Source organism: Curtobacterium sp. MCPF17_046, assembly GCF_003224295.1.
Taxonomy (GTDB): Bacteria; Actinomycetota; Actinomycetes; order Actinomycetales; family Microbacteriaceae; genus Curtobacterium.
This window is the reverse complement of sequence record NZ_QKLB01000004.1, coordinates 53355-70471: the sequence shown is the minus strand read 5'-3', so window position 1 is coordinate 70471 and position 17117 is coordinate 53355. Positions and strand designations below refer to the sequence as shown.

17 protein-coding genes are annotated in these 17117 nt (G+C 69.8%); 4 read left to right on the top strand and 13 right to left on the bottom strand.

What is annotated here, in order from left to right; translation table 11 throughout:
* Positions 1-21: 21 nt before the first annotated feature.
* From rplJ to DEJ32_RS05035, 3 genes are all read right to left on the bottom strand, one after another.
* Positions 22-537: a 50S ribosomal protein L10 gene (gene rplJ, locus DEJ32_RS05045; RefSeq protein ID WP_110824615.1), complete on the bottom strand. Its 516-nt coding sequence runs from the start codon at positions 535-537 to the stop codon at positions 22-24.
* A 237-nt stretch (positions 538-774) separates the two neighbouring features.
* Positions 775-2229 carry a cell wall metabolism sensor histidine kinase WalK gene (locus tag DEJ32_RS05040; protein WP_110900507.1) on the bottom strand — a complete coding sequence of 485 codons (1455 nt, stop codon included), beginning with the start codon at positions 2227-2229 and terminating at the stop codon, positions 775-777.
* 13 nt (positions 2230-2242) lie between these two features.
* The gene (locus tag DEJ32_RS05035) at positions 2243-2983 is read right to left on the bottom strand and encodes a response regulator transcription factor (RefSeq protein ID WP_181420583.1); all 741 of its coding nucleotides are present in this window, start codon (positions 2981-2983) and stop codon (positions 2243-2245) included.
* A gap of 274 nt (positions 2984-3257) precedes the next feature.
* Here DEJ32_RS05035 and DEJ32_RS05030 point away from each other — a divergent pair, with 274 nt between their 5' ends.
* Positions 3258-4799: an ABC transporter permease gene (locus DEJ32_RS05030; protein WP_110900506.1), complete on the top strand. Its 1542-nt coding sequence runs from the start codon at positions 3258-3260 to the stop codon at positions 4797-4799.
* 65 nt (positions 4800-4864) lie between these two features.
* Complete coding sequence (locus tag DEJ32_RS05025) at positions 4865-5641, top strand: ABC transporter ATP-binding protein (protein ID WP_110900505.1); 777 nt, start codon at positions 4865-4867, stop codon at positions 5639-5641.
* On the opposite strand, the gene DEJ32_RS05020 is transcribed toward DEJ32_RS05025, so the two are convergent.
* The 6 genes from DEJ32_RS05020 to DEJ32_RS04995 form a co-directional block, all read right to left on the bottom strand.
* Positions 5623-6576, bottom strand: a complete 954-nt coding sequence (locus DEJ32_RS05020; RefSeq protein WP_110890019.1) for a hypothetical protein — start codon at positions 6574-6576, stop codon at positions 5623-5625. The genes DEJ32_RS05025 and DEJ32_RS05020 overlap by 19 nt on opposite strands.
* A gap of 88 nt (positions 6577-6664) precedes the next feature.
* Positions 6665-7492, bottom strand: a complete 828-nt coding sequence (locus DEJ32_RS05015) for a carbohydrate ABC transporter permease (protein WP_258368337.1) — start codon at positions 7490-7492, stop codon at positions 6665-6667.
* Between the two features lie 4 nt (positions 7493-7496).
* Positions 7497-8492, bottom strand: a complete 996-nt coding sequence (locus tag DEJ32_RS05010; protein WP_110900504.1) for a carbohydrate ABC transporter permease — start codon at positions 8490-8492, stop codon at positions 7497-7499.
* A 91-nt stretch (positions 8493-8583) separates the two neighbouring features.
* The gene (locus DEJ32_RS05005) at positions 8584-9885 is read right to left on the bottom strand and encodes an ABC transporter substrate-binding protein (RefSeq protein ID WP_110890021.1); all 1302 of its coding nucleotides are present in this window, start codon (positions 9883-9885) and stop codon (positions 8584-8586) included.
* A gap of 106 nt (positions 9886-9991) precedes the next feature.
* A complete protein-coding gene (locus DEJ32_RS05000) occupies positions 9992-11101 on the bottom strand; it encodes a Gfo/Idh/MocA family protein (protein ID WP_110900503.1) in 1110 nt (369 codons plus the stop codon).
* Positions 11098-11844 (bottom strand): sugar phosphate isomerase/epimerase, encoded by a 747-nt coding sequence (locus tag DEJ32_RS04995; protein ID WP_110900502.1) that lies wholly within the window; start codon positions 11842-11844, stop codon positions 11098-11100. Before DEJ32_RS04995 ends, DEJ32_RS05000 begins: the two co-directional genes overlap by 4 nt.
* 141 nt (positions 11845-11985) lie before the next feature.
* Between DEJ32_RS04995 and DEJ32_RS04990 the strand changes: the two genes are divergently transcribed.
* Entirely contained in the window at positions 11986-13197 is a 1212-nt protein-coding gene (locus tag DEJ32_RS04990; RefSeq protein ID WP_258368905.1) for an ROK family transcriptional regulator, read from the top strand.
* 78 nt (positions 13198-13275) lie between these two features.
* Positions 13276-13968 (top strand): YqaJ viral recombinase family protein, encoded by a 693-nt coding sequence (locus DEJ32_RS04985; protein WP_110900501.1) that lies wholly within the window; start codon positions 13276-13278, stop codon positions 13966-13968.
* Here DEJ32_RS04985 and DEJ32_RS04980 read toward each other — a convergent pair.
* The 4 genes from DEJ32_RS04980 to nusG form a co-directional block, all read right to left on the bottom strand.
* A complete protein-coding gene (locus DEJ32_RS04980) occupies positions 13919-14569 on the bottom strand; it encodes a Pr6Pr family membrane protein (protein ID WP_110900500.1) in 651 nt (216 codons plus the stop codon). The two genes, DEJ32_RS04985 and DEJ32_RS04980, sit on opposite strands and share 50 nt — an antisense overlap.
* 88 nt (positions 14570-14657) lie before the next feature.
* Positions 14658-15350 (bottom strand): 50S ribosomal protein L1, encoded by a 693-nt coding sequence (gene rplA / locus DEJ32_RS04975; protein ID WP_110824625.1) that lies wholly within the window; start codon positions 15348-15350, stop codon positions 14658-14660.
* A gap of 80 nt (positions 15351-15430) precedes the next feature.
* Positions 15431-15862: a 50S ribosomal protein L11 gene (gene rplK, locus DEJ32_RS04970; protein ID WP_110824626.1), complete on the bottom strand. Its 432-nt coding sequence runs from the start codon at positions 15860-15862 to the stop codon at positions 15431-15433.
* 142 nt (positions 15863-16004) lie between these two features.
* Positions 16005-17063, bottom strand: a complete 1059-nt coding sequence (nusG, locus tag DEJ32_RS04965) for a transcription termination/antitermination protein NusG (RefSeq protein ID WP_110900499.1) — start codon at positions 17061-17063, stop codon at positions 16005-16007.
* Positions 17064-17117 lie beyond the last annotated feature (54 nt).

Sequence of the window (17117 nt, the reverse complement as noted above, 5' to 3'; positions counted from 1 at the left end):
GGTTGTGGAACGCGTGCCTGGTCAGGCCGCGGACTCCTGCTTCTCACGGAGGGCGTCCACGGTGCGGACGGCCTGCGAGAGGGGTGCCTGGAACAGGTACGCAGCACCGAACAGCGAGGCCTTGAAGGCGCCGGCGAGCTTGCCGAGCAGGACTTCACGGGACTCGAGGTCGGCGAGCTTGTCCACCTCGGTCGCGGTGAGCGGGTTACCGTCGAAGTAACCGCCCTTCACCACGAGCTCGGGGTTCGCCTTGGCGAATGCACGCAGCGACTTCGCGACGGCGACGGTGTCACCGTGGACGAAGGCGAGAGCGGACGGACCGGCGAGCTCGTCGTCGAACGACGTGATGCCTGCCTCGTTGGCCGCGATCTTGGTCAGCGTGTTCTTCACCACGGCGTACGTGGCGTGCTCACGGATCGAGTTGCGGAGCTCCTTGAGCTGCGCGACCGTGAGACCGCGGTACTCGGTGAGCAGAACGGCGTTCGAGCTACGGAAGGACTCCGTGAGCTCGGCGACCGCAGCTTCCTTGTTCGCCATGGTTCTCCTTGGGGTTCTTGCTGGCAGCCCCGGGTCCCATGGCTGTGGTGAACACAACCCGCACATGAAGAAAGCTCCGGCGCAGAGGCTCGGAGCTGCTCCCGCTCGATGAGTGGGAGTGGTTCTGAACACCTGCGCGGGCTGCCTCGTGACGAGGACCTTCGGCCACTGTCCGAGCTTGAGCACGGCAGCGACGACCAGCGGTCTTTGGCTGAGAAGAACCGTACCACACCAGGGTCACGTGCCGGAACCCGCAGGTGCTCCCACCGGCTGCCGCGTCCGGTCCGGCAGGTGCACCGTGAACACCGTGTCCCCGGGCTCGCTCGTCACACTCACCCGGCCGCCGTGCGCCTGCACGACCGCGTCGACGATCGCGAGGCCGAGTCCCGTCGACCCGGCGGTCCGGGAGCGCGAGCTGTCCGCCCGCGCGAACCGCTCGAAGAGCTTGGGCAGGAAGGCCGGGTCGATGCCCTGCCCGTCGTCGCGCACCGTCAGGTCGACGCCGCCGCCGTCCGCCGGCGGTACCGGAGCGATCCCCACGGTGATCCGCGTGCCGTCCGGCGTGTGTGTCCTGGCGTTCGTGACGAGGTTGACGATCACCTGGTGCAGCCGGGCCGCGTCGCCGAGGACCTCGACGGGCTCGTCCGGCAGGTCGACCTCGATCGGGTGGTCCGGCGACGCGGCGTGGGCGTCGTTGACCGCGTCGAGCACCAGGCCGGTCAGGTCCACGTCCGCGAACTGGATCTCCCGGCCCTCGTCGAGTCGGGCGAGCAGCAGCAGGTCCTCGACCATGGAGGTCATCCGGATCGACTCGGACTCGATGCGGCTCATCGCGTAGACGACGTCCTGCGGCAGGTCCCCGCCGATCCGCCGGGTGAGTTCGGCGTACCCGCGGACGGACGCGAGCGGCGTCCGGAGTTCGTGCGAGGCGTCGGCGACGAACTGCCGCACCTTCTGCTCGGAGCGCTCACGTGCCTGCATGGCCCCCGCGATGTGTCCGAGCATCCGGTTGAAGGCCGTGCCCACACGGCCGACCTCGGTCGCGGGGTCGGCGTCGGGCACCCGCACACCGACGAGCGCGTCGCTGCGCTCGAGCGGCATCTCGGCGACGGCGGACGCGGTCTCGGCGACGCGGTCGAGCGGCCGGAGGGCGCGACGGACGGCGGCCGTCGCGACGAGGGTCGCGGCGAGCAGGGCGAGCCCGGTCACCACGAGCACCACGCCGAACAGCTTCCACACGCTCTCGTAGACCGGGCCGAGCGGCAGCCCGACGACGAGGACGGCCGGGCCGACGGTGGCGGCCGTGACCCGGTAGCGCCCGAGGTCCGCACCGAGGTCGATGGTGTGCGCCCGTCCGTCGAGCCGGAGTCCGCCGAGGGGGTCGACCACGTCCGCCCGCAGCCGGTCGACCCGTCCGGCGTTGTCGAGCACGTTGCCGACGACGACGTTCCCGTCGAGGACGTACACGGTCAGCGTGCCGGCCGCCTGGCCCGAGGGTCGCCCGAACTCGGCACCGTTCGGCCCCTCCTGCTCGACGGACCGCTGGGCGCGGCTCGTCGCGTACTGCAGCTGCTCGTCGATGGCGGAGCGCTGGATGGAGAACAGCGCGATGATGCTGCCGCCCCCGATCACGGCGCTGACGGCGACGACGAGCGCGACGATGCTCAGGACGAGCCGACGACGGAGGGTCATGCGCGGACCCGCGTCAGGAGGTCGGCTTGATGACGTAGCCCACCCCGCGCACGGTGTGGATCATCGGCTGCTCGCCGGCGTCGATCTTCTTGCGCAGGTAGGAGATGTAGATCTCGACGACCGACGACTTGCCCCCGAAGTCGTACGACCACACGCGGTCGAGGATCTGCGCCTTCGACAGCACACGCCGGGGGTTGCGCATGAGGAACCGGAGCAGCTCGAACTCGGTCGCGGTGAGCTCGATCGTCCGCCCGGCGCGCGAGACCTCGTACGACTCCTCGTCGAGGACCAGGTCGCCGACCACGATGCGCGAGTCGCCGGCTTCGGACACCGAGATCTGCGAGCGCCGGATGAGCCCGCGCAGGCGTGCCACGACCTCCTCCAGCGAGAACGGCTTCGTGACGTAGTCGTCCCCGCCCGCGGTGAGGCCGGTCACGCGGTCCTCGACGGAGTCCTTCGCGGTGAGGAACAGCACCGGGGTGTCGTCGTTGTTCTGCCGCAGTCGGCTCAGCACCTGCAGCCCGTCGAGGTCCGGCATCATGACGTCGAGCACCATGGCGTCGGGCCGGAACTCGCGCGCCTTCGTCAGGGCGTCCTGGCCACCGTTCGCGCTCCGCACGTCCCAGCCCTCGTAGCGGAGCGCCATCGAGAGCAGGTCGGTGAGGCTCGCTTCGTCGTCGACGACGAGGATGCGCAAGGGCGAACCGTCGGCACGGGTGAGGCGCGGTGCTGCTGAGGGCTGGGAGATCGTCACGTCTCTGAGTATGGAGAGCTTCCTATGAAGCCCCTGTGGCGCATCCCGATGCGCCCTGTGGATCGAACGGGAGACCGACCCGAGGGTCGGCGGGGGACGGGGCCGAGCCGAACGGCTCCGCCACACCTCCGGCGACGCAACCTCGGCCCCTCACGATCCTCATAGGGCACGGAATGGAGGCCCTTGGCACCCCTTCCTAGGTTCTCCCCGTCGGCCCCCGCCGCGCGATCCGCGTGACCGGTGTTCCCGGAGCCGACCCCCACCGAGGAGAACCATGTTCCTGACCTACCTCAGGCGCGAACTCACGAACCGCAGGAAGCAGACCGTCGTCATCGCGGTCGGGATGGCGTTGGCCATCGCGCTCGTCGTGATCGTGTCGTCCATCGCGAGCGGCGTGCAGTCCGCCCAGTCCAGCGTGCTGCAGTCCGTGTACGGCGTCGGCACCGACATCACCGTCACGAAGACCGAGACTCCGTCGAGCAGCACCGGACGGCCGTCGTTCGACTTCGGCGGTGACGCCTCGAACGGGAACTCGTCAGACGGCGGGTCCACCGACGACAGCGGCTCGACGGACCTGTCCCAGTCCCGCCTGGCCGTCTCCCGCGGAGCCGGGACCCTGAGCGCCGCGGATGTCGAGACGGTCGCCGGCACCGACGGCGTCGCGGCCGCGACGGGCGTGCTCACCCTCGAGAACAGCACGTTCTCCGGGCAGGTGCAGCAGAGCGACAGCAGCGACAGCAGCGGCGCGGCGCAGGGTGCCCCGCCGAGCGACGGTGGCCAGGGCGGTGGCGGGTTCGGCGGCGGCTCGTTCAGCGTCGACTCGTTCACCGTGACCGGCATCCCGGTGTCCGGCGACACGGTCGGCCCGCTCACGAGCACCGAGACCACGAAGGGCCGCACCTTCACCACGGCGGACGCCGGCGAGGACGTCGTCGTGCTCGACTCCTCGTACGCGACGAGCGAGTCGAAGGCCGTCGGTGACACGATCTCGATCGGCGGCGAGGACTTCGACGTCATCGGCATCGTCGCCTCGACCGGTTCCGCGTCGACCACGGGATCGAACACGTACGTCCCGCTCGACACCGCGCAGGAGCTCGCCGACCTCGACGGCGAGGTGACCTCGATCTACGTCTCCGCCGGGTCGTCCTCGGACGTCGCGACCATCAAGACCGCGCTGCAGGACGAGCTCAGCAGCGCGACCGTGTCCACCGAGTCCGACCTCGCCTCGAGCGTCTCCGGCTCCCTCGCCACGGCATCGACCCTCGTGTCGAACCTCGGTCGGTGGCTGTCGATCGTCGTCCTGGCGGCGGCCTTCCTCATCGCGATCCTGTTCACGATCTCCGGCGTCACCCGACGGACGCGTGAGTTCGGCACTCTCAAGGCCATCGGCTGGTCGAACGGCCGCATCACCCGACAGGTCGCCGGCGAATCGCTCGTGCAGGGCCTGATCGGCGGCGTCATCGGCGCGGCAGCCGGACTCGTCGGCATCCTCGTCGTGAACGTGATCGCCCCGACGGTCTCGGCGAGCGCGGCCGGCAGCAGCCGGACCGGTCCCGGCGCTGGCGGCGGCATGCCGGGCAACGCGGCGAGCGCGGCGGCGGGCAGCAGCACGAGCGGGGGCGCTCCAGCCGGCGGGTTCGGCGGCGGCGGTCAGAGCGCCGCGACCACCGACGTCGTCCTGCACGCACCCGTCACGGTCGAGGTGATCCTGCTCGCGATCGGACTGGCGGTCCTCGGCGGGCTGCTCGCCGGCGCGATCGGGGGGTGGCGGGCATCCCGGCTCCGCCCGGCGGAAGCGCTGCGGAGCGTCGCCTGATGTCGCGACCTCCCAGCACCCCGACCTCCCCACCAGCACCCTCGACGACTGCCCCAGGAGCATCCATGACCACCACCGAGAGCGCACCCGCCACAGGCGACGTGCCCACCGCCTCCCGGCCCGCGTACCGCCTGTCGGGCGTGACGAAGACCTACCGCCAGAAGAACCGGACCGTCACCGCCCTGGCGGGGGTGGACCTCGAGATTCCGCAGGGGCAGCTCGTCGCCGTGCAGGGGCCGACCGGTGGCGGCAAGTCGACGCTGCTGCAGATGCTCGGCGCGCTCGACCGGCCGAGCACCGGGTCGGTGCAGCTGGGCGACCGGGACCTCGCGACGCTCGGCGACCGGGCACTCACGGACGTCCGGGGCACCGAGATCGGCTTCGTGTTCCAGGGCTTCAACCTCATCCCGACGCTGACGGCCCTCGAGAACGTGGAGACCGCGTTCGCCGGGTCCCTCGCGAACCGCTCGCGCGCCGAGGTCCGCGAGCGGGCGACCGCCGCACTGCGCGAGGTCGGCCTCGGTGAGCGCCTCGACCACCTGCCGGCCGAGCTCTCCGGCGGGCAGCAGCAGCGGGTCGCGATCGCCCGCGCGCTCGTCAAGGACCCGAGCGTGCTCCTCGCGGACGAGCCGACCGGGGCGCTCGACGAGGGGACGCGCGACGAGATCATGGGCCTCATCGAGCGGCAGTGGCGGGACCGCGGGCTGACGGTCGTCATCGTGACGCACGACTCAGGGGTGGCGCGGCGCGCGGAGCGCCGGTTGCACATCGCGCAGGGCCGGGTGCGTGACGCGTATCCGAGCGTCCGGGCGGTGGGCAGCGCTCAGTCGGCGACCGGGTAGTCGCAGTAGGCGAACCACGACGAGTCCGGCGCCCACGGCGGCACGTTGACCGTCCCCTGCCCGCCGTCGAGTGCCACGAGCGTCTCCGGCAGGACCGCGATGCGTGCCCCGGAGGCCAGGACACCGGGCAGCAGTCGGAGCTCCACGCGGTGGTCGGCCGGGTGCCCCTGCACGCCCGGCTCGTACGACAGGTAGAGCAGGTGCGCGCCGTCCGGGGAGACGTGCGGGAACCAGTTCACCCGCTCGTCGCCGGTGATCGGCACGGGGCCGGTCGATCCGGCTCCGTCCGGTCCGGTCCGGAGCGCCGCGATCTGTGCGGTGCCGGGCGTGAACCGCTCGGTGTTGAACAGGAGCGTGCCGCCGTCGGGCGTCCAGGCGCAGCCGTCGTCGGGGTGCTCGTCGCGGGTCACGAACGTCGTCGCTCCGGTACCCGGGTCGACGACGGCGACGTCCGTCGTCCACACGCCGGCCTCGGTCCGTTCGCCCACGATCGCCGCCAGGGCGGAACCGTCGGGAGCGATGCCGTGCAGGTAGTACTTCCGCACCACGGGCAGGGCCGCGGCCGTGTCGGTGATGCGGGACCCGGGACCGCCGGCCGGCAGCGGCACGCGGTACAGCTCACCGTCGCGGGCGCTCACCACGACCGACTCCCCCGACGGATCGAGCACGTGGTCGTTGTTGATCTCCGGCACGCCGTCCATCGGCACCGGCACGAGTGCGGTCTCGTCGAGCACCGTCCCGGGCGGCGGCACCGGCAGGAGCCACAGGTCGCCGTCGCCGTTCAGCACGAGGGTGTCCGCGTCGAGGACGTTCGGCGCCTCGACGAGCACGGAACGGGACTCGAAGACGAGGCGGGCGCTCCGACCCTCGACGTCGTACACGTGCACGCGGCTGGTCTGTCCGGGCAGCAGCTGCCGCCCGCGGGTCTCCGTCATGCGTCCATCCTGTCGTCTCGTCGGGCAACACGGACGGGAGGTGCGGTGCGGGCAGACCCACACGGCACCTCCCGTCAGGGGGTCGCGGCTACTTCACCGCGCCGGCGGTCAGGCCGGCGACGAACTGGCGCTGGACCACGAGGAACGCGATCACGACCGGGATCGACACGACGAGCGAGGCCGCCATGATCTGGTTCCAGTACACGTTCGTCTGCGTCGAGTACTGCTGCAGACCGACGGCGAGCGTCGACCCGAGGCCGTTCGTCATGACCGAGGCGAAGAGCACCTCGCCCCACGCGGTCATGAAGGAGTAGATCCCGACCGCGACGAGACCCGGGCGGGCCGACGGCAGGATGATCCGGAACAGGGCACCCATCGGGCCGGACCCGTCGACCATCGCGGCCTCGTCGAGCTCGCGCGGGATCGTCTCGAAGTAGCCCGCGAGCATCCAGATCGAGAACGGGAGCGTGAACGTCAGGTACGTGATGATGAGCCCGAGCCAGCTGCCGACGAGCTGGATGCCGAGCGAGTTGCCGAGGTTCGTGAAGATCAGGAACAGCGGGAGCAGGAACAGGACGCCGGGGAACATCTGGGTCGACAGCACCGTCGTGGTGAAGGCGCTCTTGCCCTTGAAGTTCCAGCGCGAGACCGCGTAGGCGGCGAACGTCGCGATGATGAGCGAGAACACCGTGGCGACCGTGCACACCACGAGGGAGTTCACGAAGTACCGCGCCAGTGGGACCGTCGACCACATGTCGATGAACGGCTGGATGGTGATGTTCGACGGGATCCAGGTGAAGTCGTCCTGCACGTCGCCGAGCGGCTTGATCGCGGTCGTGACCATCACGTAGAGCGGCACCACCGTGAAGACGGTGAGCAGCGCGATGACGATGATCTTGAAAGACTTTGCGCCCACTGTTTCACGCACGGACGGACCTCCGGTTGGTGACGGCCAGGTAGATGCCCGTGACGACGAGCAGGAAGAGGAGCAGCAGCACGCTCATCGCGGCGCCGGACCCGAAGTTCCAGGTGATGAACGAGGCGTTGTAGATGTGGAAGCTCAGCAGGTCCGCGGCCGGGGGCTGCGCGGTCGACCCGAACAGCACGAACGGCGTGTTGAAGTCGTTGAACGTCCAGAGGAACATCACGAGCACGAGGGTGACGTTGACCGGGCGGACCATCGGCAGGGTGATCGAGCGCCACTGTCGGAACGGCTTCGCACCGTCGACCGAGGCGGCCTCGTACACGTCGGCCGGGACGGACTGCAGGCCCGCCATGAGCATGAGGAACGCGAAGGGCCAGGTCTTCCAGATGGCCACGACGACCACGGCCACGAAAGCGTTGTTGCCGATGAGCCAGAACGGGGCACCGCTGCCGAACAGGTGCAGCTGGTCCACCAGGACGTGGTTGATGGCACCGGAGTCACGCTGGAACATGAACTTCCACGTGATGACGCCCGCGTACATCGGCAGGGCGTAGGGGATGAGGAACAGCGTGCGGAAGAGCCCGCGGCCGGCGAACGGCTTCTGCAGTGCGACCGCGGCGGCCATGCCGAAGCCCCAGGACAGGCCGACGACCAGGATCGTGAACGCGCAGGTGATGAGGAACGAGCTGAGCAGTCCGCGCCCGATGGCCTGGTCGAAGTCCACCGCGACGGAGTAGTTGCGCAGGCCGGCGAACGGGGCGGCACCCCAGTTCGCGATGAAGTACTTGGTGAGCTGCACGAAGCTGATCCAGATGCCGACGAGCATCGGCACGATGTGGATGAGCAGCTCGAAGAGGATCGCGGGACCGACGAGCGCGTACGGGAGCCACGTGACGCCACGCTTCCCGCGGGGCGACGGACCCGAGAGGGTCGGCGCCTTGGTGTGCGTCAGGTCGATGGCCTCGGAGTCTGGCAGGACCGTCGTGGACATGGGCAGGCCTTCCGGCTGGGTGGGAGGGTTCGAGGAGGGGGGCGGGAGGCCCGGACGCGACCTGTCGGACGCGTCCGGGCCTCCCGTCAGGTCAACCTGCGGCCTGGGAGACCTGGTCCTGGGCCGTCTGCAGGGCGTCCTCGATGTCCTTCTCGGACACCGTCGAACCCGTGGCGATCTTGGCGAACATCTCGTTCATCGCCTTGCCGACCGTGGACTCGAACTGGTCCTCGGCGGGGACCAGCGGGAGCGGCTTCGCCTTGTTGTTGTAGATGTCGAGGAACGTCTTCGTCTGCTCGTCCGAGACGGAGTCAGCAGCTTCGGCGAGCACCGGCAGGGCCGAGTACGGCTTGTCCAGCGTCGTCTGCGTGTCCATGCTCGTCATGTACTTGACGAACTTCAGCGCGCCGTCCTTGTTGTCGGTGTTCTTGAAGATCGACAGGTTGATGCCGGCCGGGAAGCTGGCGATGTCCTCGCCACCGGTCGGCGCCGGGAGCGGCACGACGCCGAACTCGTCGGACTTCATGCCGAGCGACTCGATCGTGGTGTTCGCGTTGTTCTGGTTGAGGATCATCGCGGCCTTCTTGTTCGCGAAGTCCGCGACCGACTGGTTCGCGTTGTCGTACTGCGCGTTCGACGGGTTGGCCGCCTTGCTGTCCTGCATGAGGTCGAGGTAGCGCTTGATGCCCTCGACGTTCTCCTTCGACGTGAAGGTCGGCTTGCCGTCCTTGTCGAACCACTCGCCGCCGTTCTGCGCCGAGTTGATGAACGCGAAGTGCGCGTTCTCGGTGTAGGACCCACCGGCGAGGCTGAAGCCGTACTTGCCGTCGGTCGTCAGCTTCTCGGCGGCCGAGACGAGGTCCTCCCAGTTGGTGGGCGGCTCGACGCCGGCGTCGGCCAGCATCTGCTTGTTGTAGAACAGGCCGTACGCGAGGCCGTAGAGCGGGACGCTCGTGACGGTCTGACCCGGTGCGCCACCGGTCGAGAGCGCGACCTTGCCGAACTTGTCGGCACCGCCGATGGCCTTCATCTCCGCGTCACCGAACTCCTGGAAAGCGCCGGTGGCCTGGAGCGAAGTCGCCCACGTGTTGCCGATGTTGACGACGTCCGGGCCCTGGCCCGAGGTGACGGCGGTCTGGATCTTCGTCTGCAGGTCGTTCCACCCGATGACCTGGAGGTCGACCTTGATCCCGGTCTCGTCGGTGAACTTCTTGAGGACGGGGGTCAGCACCTCCTTGTCGTTCTCGAGGGAGGTGCCCTGGTTCGACGCCCAGTAGGTGAGCGTCTTCGAGTCGCCCGATGCGCCGGAGGACCCGGAGGAGCAGGCGGCGAGGCCCGACACGGTGAGTGCCGCGGCCGCGGTGATGGCCAGTGCGCGGATGGCAGTGCGCATGACTCTCTACTTTCTCGTCGTTGAGATGGTGCAGGAAGTGGTGCTGGATCGTGCTGGGTGGTGCTGGATCGTGCTGGGTGCTGCTGTGGAGGGTGGGGCAGGCTGGTCAGACCAGGGTCTGCTCCGCGGGGTCCCAGCCCTCGGGGAGGGTCGGGGAGGGTTCGACGGTGCTCTCGACGAGCACGGTCTCACCACGTTCGGCGGCCTCGGCGATGGAGACCATCACGTCGAGGACGTGGAAGGCGAGGGCGCCGGGGACCCGGTTCCCTTCGCCGGCACGGAGGGAGCGGGCCAGGTCGACCACGCCCGTCCCCCGCGAGTAGGTGGACCCGACGGCCGGGATCGTCTCGGGTTCCTCGGCGCCGAGCGCGTACAGCTTCGTGTCGCCGTCGAACTCGTTCGGGTCGGGGAACACGACGGTGCCGGTCTCCCCCGCGATCTCGACGAAGCCGGTGCGGCCGCGGTCGGACTCGAACGAGAACACGCTCTGCGCGCTCCCGCCGTTCTCGAACTGGATGAGCGCGGAGTGGTTCGTCGGGACCTCGACGGGGAACTCGGTGCCCGCCTTCGGCCCGGAGCCGATCGTGCGGGTGGCGCGGGACCTGGACGCGGTGGCGGTGACCTTCGCGACGGGTCCGAACGCCTGCACGAGCGTCGTGATGTAGTACGGACCGATGTCGAAGAGCGGGCCGGCGCCGTATGCGAAGAGGAACTCGGGGCTCGGGTGCCAGGACTCCGGGCCGGGGCTCTGGAAGAGGGTCAGCCCGTTCAGCGGCGTGCCGATGCGACCGTCGCGGATCGTGCGGAGTGCGGTCTGGAGGCCCGCCCCCAGGAACGTGTCCGGCGCGACCGACACGGTGCGGCCGGCCGCGACCGCGGCGTCGCGCAGCTCCGTCGCGCTCTGCCGGTCGAGCGCGTAGGGCTTCTCGCCCCAGACGTGCTTGCCGGCGCGGAGCGCCTGCAGCGCCACCTCGACGTGCGCCGCGGGGATCGTGAGGTTCACGACGATCTCGATGTCGTCGATCGCCAGGAGCTCCTCGACGGTGCCCGATCCGGCGACGCCCCACTTCTCGGCCTGCGAGGCCGCCCGGGGCAGGTCGATGTCGGCGATGAACAGCACCTCGACGTCGGGGAAGACGGTGAGGTTCGACAGGTACTGGTCGGAGATGACCCCGGCGCCGATGACGCCGACGCCCACGCGGCCCGCGGCGCTCATGCGTCCGCTCCGGCGAGGAAGGCGTACGAGTCGCGGACGGCCTGCACGACGTCGCCGTCGTGGTCGTCGAGCTCGATGACCTGCTGCGCCTGGGGCGCGGCCGCGATGATGTCCCGGACCGGCATGACGCCGTTGCCGACGGCGACCTGCTGCTTGTCGTCGTGCGAGCCGTCGCCGTCCTTGACGTGCAGGAAGCGGACCTGGTCGCCGAGCCGCCCGAGGACGGCCACCGGGTCGTCCCCGCCGACCTTCGCCCAGTAGGTGTCGAGCTCGAGGACGACGTCGTCGGCGAGGGCGCCGGCGAAGACCTCGAAGGCGCTCGTGCCGTCGATGCGGTTCGAGAACTCGAAGGCGTGGTTGTGGTAGCCGAGCACGAGGCCACGGTCGGCGGCGCGCGGGACCAGTTCGTTGAACTGGCGGGCGATCGCCTCGACGTCCTCGCGGGTGGTCCAGCGGGCCTCGTCCACGTGCGGGTCGATGAGCGTGCCGAGGCCGACCGTGACGCTCGCGGCGAGGATGCGCTCGAGGTCCTGCTCGTCGGCGTCCAGGAGACGTGCGTGCCCGCTCGGCGCGACCAGGCCGGCCTGCTGCAGGGCGGCCGCGTACTCGTCCGCACGGTCGACGAAGCCGAAGAGTTCGACGTTCGTGAAACCGATGTCGGCGATCGTCGCCAGGGTTCCGGGGAGGTCCGCCGACAGCGCGTCACGCACTGTGTACAGCTGGACCGAGAGCGGTTGGGTCACCGTGTGTTCTCCTCATCGAGACGTGGTCGTCACTGACCGATCGTCACACTATGGGTGCTTCTGTCGGCGGTCAAGCAGAAGTTCGAACGAGTTCGACGACCTTCGTTGCGTGGCTCGGAGGATGTGTGGTTCACTCCGGACATGGTCGACATGACTCGGACGGCAACGTCGCCGCCGGTCGGGACGAGTGAGCTCTTCCAGATCCTGCGTGACGGTGTGCCGCGGACCCGTGGCGAGCTCGCCGCCCTGACGGGGATGGCCCGCTCGACCATCGGCGTGCGGCTCGACGCCCTCGCCGACGTCGGACTCGTCGGGGCGGTCGACACCGCGGCGTCCACGGGCGGTCGTCCACCCGCCCAGATCGCCCTCCGTCCCGCCGCGCGGCTCGTCGTCGCGGCCGACCTCGGCGCCTCGCACGGCCGGGTCGCGGTGACGGACCTCGTCGGCACCCCGCTCGCGACGCGTGACGCGAGCATCGACATCGCGGCCGGACCCGTTCCGACGCTCGAGTGGCTGATCGGCGTCGTCGACGAGCTCCTCGACTCGGTCGGCCGGGCACGCGACGACGTCATCGCGATCGGCATCGGCCTGCCGGGTCCCGTCGAGTTCTCCACCGGTCGTCCTGCGAACCCGCCGATCATGCCGGGCTGGGACGGCTTCGACGTGCCCGGTTGGCTCCGGCAGCACGTCCGCGCGCACGTGCTCGTCGACAACGACGTGAACATCGCCGCACTCGGCGAGCGGGCGCACGGCTGGCCGGACCTCGACCACCTGCTGTTCGTGAAGGTCGCCACCGGCATCGGCTCGGGCATCGTGTCCGAGGGACGGTTGCAACGCGGCGCCGAGGGCACCGCCGGGGACATCGGGCACGTCCGGGTCTCGCGCGCCGGGGACGTGCCGTGCCACTGCGGCAACACCGGGTGTCTGGAGGCCGTCGCCTCCGGCCCGGCGATCGCCAGGGCCCTCCGCGCCAAGGGACACGACGTGCACACCAGCGCGGACGTCATCGACCTCGTGGGCCGTTCGGACATCGACGCGATCGGTGCCGTCCGGCAGGCCGGCCGCGACATCGGGGAGGTGCTCGCCACGTGCGTCTCGCTCATCAACCCGTCGGTCATCGCGCTCGGTGGCTCGATCACGCAGGCCGGAGAGCACCTGCTCGCGGGTGTCCGGGAGGTCGTGTACTCCCGGTCGATGCCGCTCGCCACCGAACACCTCGTCATCGCGCAGTCCCGCGCCGGCTCGATCGCCGCGCTGCAGGGCGCGGCAGCCCTGGCCATCGCGTACGCCCTCTCCCCCGCCGGCGTGGACGAACTGGTCACCCTGTCCGAGGGGCGGCAGCTCGTTTCCTGAGCGCGGTGACCTGCCAGCGCGCCGGATCGGCCGCGCGCCGGTTTCGCCGGTGCCGGTGGTCGGGTGGACAATCATCCGGTGACGATCGTGCAGCCCACCCTGTGGGGCGACCTGGATGACGGGTGGGAGGCCCAGCCCGGCTCCGGCACGTCACCGTCCGCGCCGGCACGGCCGAGCCGCAACGCGTTCACGTCCCTGCGCGGGCACACCGAGCGCATCGTCGCGCATTCGTCGGACCGGGTCGCCTGGCTCCGCGCGCGGGCGATGGGGATCACCGCCACCGACGTCGCACGCCTCGCCTCGCTCCGCGCCGTCGACGCCGTCGTCGCGGACAAGCGCTACGGCTCCCGGTTCGCCGGCAACGTCTACACCGAGCACGGCAAGGAGCGGGAGCCCATCATCGCCTCGTGGGTGGCCGCCACGCACGGGATCCTGCCGTCGGCCCACCTGTTCCACGCCGCCACGAACCGAGCGCACCTGGCGACGCCCGACGGTGTCGGACAGGACCGTGACGGCCGGCTCCTCCTCGCCGAGATCAAGACGACCTCGTCCGGCTGGAAGCGCGTCCCACGGCACTACATGCGACAGGTCTGGTGGCAGCAGTACGTGCTCGGCGCGGACCGCACGCTGTTCGTCTGGGAGACGCACGACGACTTCGTGCCGGTCGCCGACGAGCCGGAGTGCCGTTGGATCGACCGCGACGACGACGCGATCCGCGGGCTCATCGTGCTCGCCGACCTCGTGCTCGACCGCCTGCGGGACGCTCGCTGACCCGCACCACCCGGAGCCGACTCAGCGCCACGACGCCGAGTCCCATCAGCCCGATGAACACGGCCACGCCGAGGCAGTACAGCGCCACGGCCCCGTAGCCGGATGCGGGGTCGAGGAACGGGTACGGCACCCAACCGTCGGTGGCGCCGCGTGTGACGACGACCACGAGCCAGACCGCCGGGTAGACGAGGAACCACCACACGTCCCGGAACAGCAGCCGACTCCGGTCCGAGAACAGCACCCAGTCGAGCACCACGATCAGCGGCACCCAGCGGTGCACGACGTCGTTCGACCAGGACGCCCCCAGCGGTTGACCGACCTCTGCCAGGAGCGTGTTGTAGACGAGCCCGGTCGTTGCGATGTACACCGTGGCCGCACCGCGGAACAGGTCGAGTCGACGGCCGGTCGGACGGTCGCCGAACGCCGCCACGACGGTCAGCGTCCACACCACCGCGACGAGCAGGTTCGACTGGTTCGTGAAGTACCCGAAGAAGTCCCAGAACACGAAGTCGTCGCGCAGCGCCCCCTGCAGGTCCGTCACCACCGCGGCGACGGCGACGACGGCGACCACGAGTCGCAGGCTGTTCACGAAGGTCCGCACCCCACAACGGTAGCGGGGACGCCGAGGGCGTGCGGAACGACGAACGGCCCGCACCTTCCGGTGCGGGCCGTTCGTGTGGAGCCGTGGATCAGGCCAGGACGTTGACGTCCAGCGGGATGCCCGGGCCGAAGGTCGTCGAGACGGCGCCCTTCATGATGTAGCGGCCCTTGGCAGCGCTCGGCTTGAGGCGGACGACCTCGTCGAGCGCGGCGGTGATGTTCTCGTCGAGCTGCTCCGGGGTGAACGAGGCCTTGCCGACGACGAAGTGCACGTTCGCGTGCTTGTCGACGCGGAACTCGATCTTGCCGCCCTTGATGTCGTTCACGGCCTGGGCCACGTTCGGCGTCACGGTGCCGGTCTTCGGGTTCGGCATGAGACCGCGCGGGCCGAGGACCTTGCCGAGACGACCGACCTTGCCCATGAGCTCCGGGGTCGAGACCGCGGAGTCGAACGAGGTGTAGCCCTCGGCGACCTTCGCGATGAGCTCGTCGCCACCGACCTCGTCGGCGCCGGCGGCGATGGCGGCCTCAGCGGCTGCACCCGTCGCGAAGACGATGACGCGGGCGGTCTTGCCGGTGCCGTGCGGGAGGATGACGGTGCCGCGCACCATCTGGTCCGCCTTGCGGGGGTCGACGCCGAGCTTCAGCGCGACCTCGACGGTGGAGTCGGTCTTCGCCGAGCCGGTCTCCTTCGCGAGGGCGACTGCCTCGGTCGGGGTGTAGAACTTGTCGGCCTCGATCTTCGCGGCCGCGGCGCGGTACGCCTTGGACTTCTTCGCCATGGTGGTCTCCTTGCGAGATACGTGGTTGGCGAGCCGGCGCGGCTCTCCCACGGTGAGTACTGGGGTGTGTGGGGTGAGGCTCAGGCCTCGACCGTGATGCCCATCGAACGAGCGGTACCGGCGATGATCTTCGTCGCCTGCTCGATGTCGTTGGCGTTCAGGTCGGCCTGCTTGGTCTCGGCGATCTGACGGATCTGGTCCGCCGTGATGCGTCCGGCCTTCACCGTGTGCGGCGTCGCGGAACCCTTGTTCACACCCGCTGCCTTCTTGATGAGCTCGGCGGCCGGCGGGGTCTTGAGGATGAACGTGAACGAACGGTCCTCGTAGACGGTGATCTCCACCGGGATGACGTTGCCGCGCTGCGACTCGGTCTGGGCGTTGTACGCCTTGCAGAACTCCATGATGTTCACGCCGTGCTGACCGAGCGCCGGACCGATCGGCGGTGCCGGGTTGGCGGCGCCCGCGTTGATCTGCAGCTTGATCAGGCCCGTGACCTTCTTCTTCGGTGCCATGTTCCGTTTCCTCCTGGATTCGAACGCACGGGGACCCGTGCACTCTCCCGCGTCTCCGGCGGATCCGGATCGCGGTCACGGATCCGCAGCGCACGAGGCGCGCGGACCCAAACTCAGACAGTGTACTGGACGTTCGCCAGTACTAGAGCTTCGTGACCTGGTCGAAGCTGAGCTCGACCGGGGTCTCGCGCTCGAACAGCGAGACGAGGACGGTGAGCTTGCCGCTCTCCGGCTTGATCTCGGAGATCGAACCCGGCAGGCCCGCGAACGAGCCTTCCTTGATGGTGATGGTCTCGCCGACCTCGAAGTCGACCTCGGCCTGCGGCTGGGCCTGCGCGGCTCCGCCGGACTTCGAGCCGCCCTTGGTCGGAGCGGCCTCGGCGACCTGCACCAGGGACTTCAGCATGCCGAACGCCTCGTCGAAACGGAGCGGCGTCGGGTTGTGGGCGTTCCCCACGAAGCCGGTGACACCCGGGGTGTGCCGGACGACGGACCACGAGTCCTCGTTGAGGTCCATGCGGACGAGCACGTAGCCGGGGATCCGGACGCGGGTGACCAGCTTGCGCTGCCCGTTCTTGATCTCGACGACGTCCTCCATCGGGACCTCGGCCTGGTAGATGTAGTCCTCCATCGACATCGAGACCATGCGGTTCTCGATGTTCGCCTTCACGCGGCGCTCGAAGCCCGCGTAGGAGTGGATGACGTACCACTTGCCCGGCTTCATCCGGAGCTCGGCCTTGAAGGCGTCGTACGGGTCGGCCTCGACCGGCTCGGCGTCCGCGTCGTCCTCGAGCGCGTCGGCGGCTTCCTCGGCCGCGATCGTGGCGTTCGCCTCCGCAGCGGTCTCGTCCTCGAGCTCGGACTCTTCCTCGTCCTCGACGGCCTCGACGGCGGCCTCTGCCTCGTCGGCGGTGTCGATCTCGAGCGCGTCGTCGACCACCGCGTCGGCCTCGGGGTCGCGGGCCTCGGCCAGGGCGCCCAGCGTCTCGTCGAGCTCGGCGGCGACGGTGCCGTCGTCCGGCGCGTCGCTCAGGCCGAGGGACTCGTCGTCCTCGTCGTCGACGGAGATCGCGCGCTCCTCGGCGGAGTCCGTCGAACGGAGCTCGCTCGTCTCGACGTCGCCTTCCTGGTTCTCCTCGACCTCGGAAGACTGCTCGGCAGCGGTCGCGAGGTCGATGTCGTCGCGGGAGTAGTCAGACACAGTCGGTTCTTTCCGTTCGATGGTGCGGATCGGGTTGGCACTCGCGTTCCGGGC

What these genes read in the sequence shown, in the direction of transcription:
- rplJ (WP_110824615.1), bottom strand. Translation starts at nt 537, where the DNA reads ATGGCGAACAAGGAAGCTGCGGTCGCCGAGCTCACGGAGTCCTTCCGT.
- DEJ32_RS05040 (WP_110900507.1), bottom strand. Translation starts at nt 2,229, where the DNA reads ATGACCCTCCGTCGTCGGCTCGTCCTGAGCATCGTCGCGCTCGTCGTC.
- DEJ32_RS05030 (WP_110900506.1), top strand. Translation starts at nt 3,258, where the DNA reads ATGTTCCTGACCTACCTCAGGCGCGAACTCACGAACCGCAGGAAGCAG.
- DEJ32_RS05025 (WP_110900505.1), top strand. Translation starts at nt 4,865, where the DNA reads ATGACCACCACCGAGAGCGCACCCGCCACAGGCGACGTGCCCACCGCC.
- DEJ32_RS05020 (WP_110890019.1), bottom strand. Translation starts at nt 6,576, where the DNA reads ATGACGGAGACCCGCGGGCGGCAGCTGCTGCCCGGACAGACCAGCCGC.
- DEJ32_RS05010 (WP_110900504.1), bottom strand. Translation starts at nt 8,492, where the DNA reads ATGTCCACGACGGTCCTGCCAGACTCCGAGGCCATCGACCTGACGCAC.
- DEJ32_RS05005 (WP_110890021.1), bottom strand. Translation starts at nt 9,885, where the DNA reads ATGCGCACTGCCATCCGCGCACTGGCCATCACCGCGGCCGCGGCACTC.
- DEJ32_RS05000 (WP_110900503.1), bottom strand. Translation starts at nt 11,101, where the DNA reads ATGAGCGCCGCGGGCCGCGTGGGCGTCGGCGTCATCGGCGCCGGGGTC.
- DEJ32_RS04990 (WP_258368905.1), top strand. Translation starts at nt 11,986, where the DNA reads ATGGTCGACATGACTCGGACGGCAACGTCGCCGCCGGTCGGGACGAGT.
- rplA (WP_110824625.1), bottom strand. Translation starts at nt 15,350, where the DNA reads ATGGCGAAGAAGTCCAAGGCGTACCGCGCCGCGGCCGCGAAGATCGAG.
- rplK (WP_110824626.1), bottom strand. Translation starts at nt 15,862, where the DNA reads ATGGCACCGAAGAAGAAGGTCACGGGCCTGATCAAGCTGCAGATCAAC.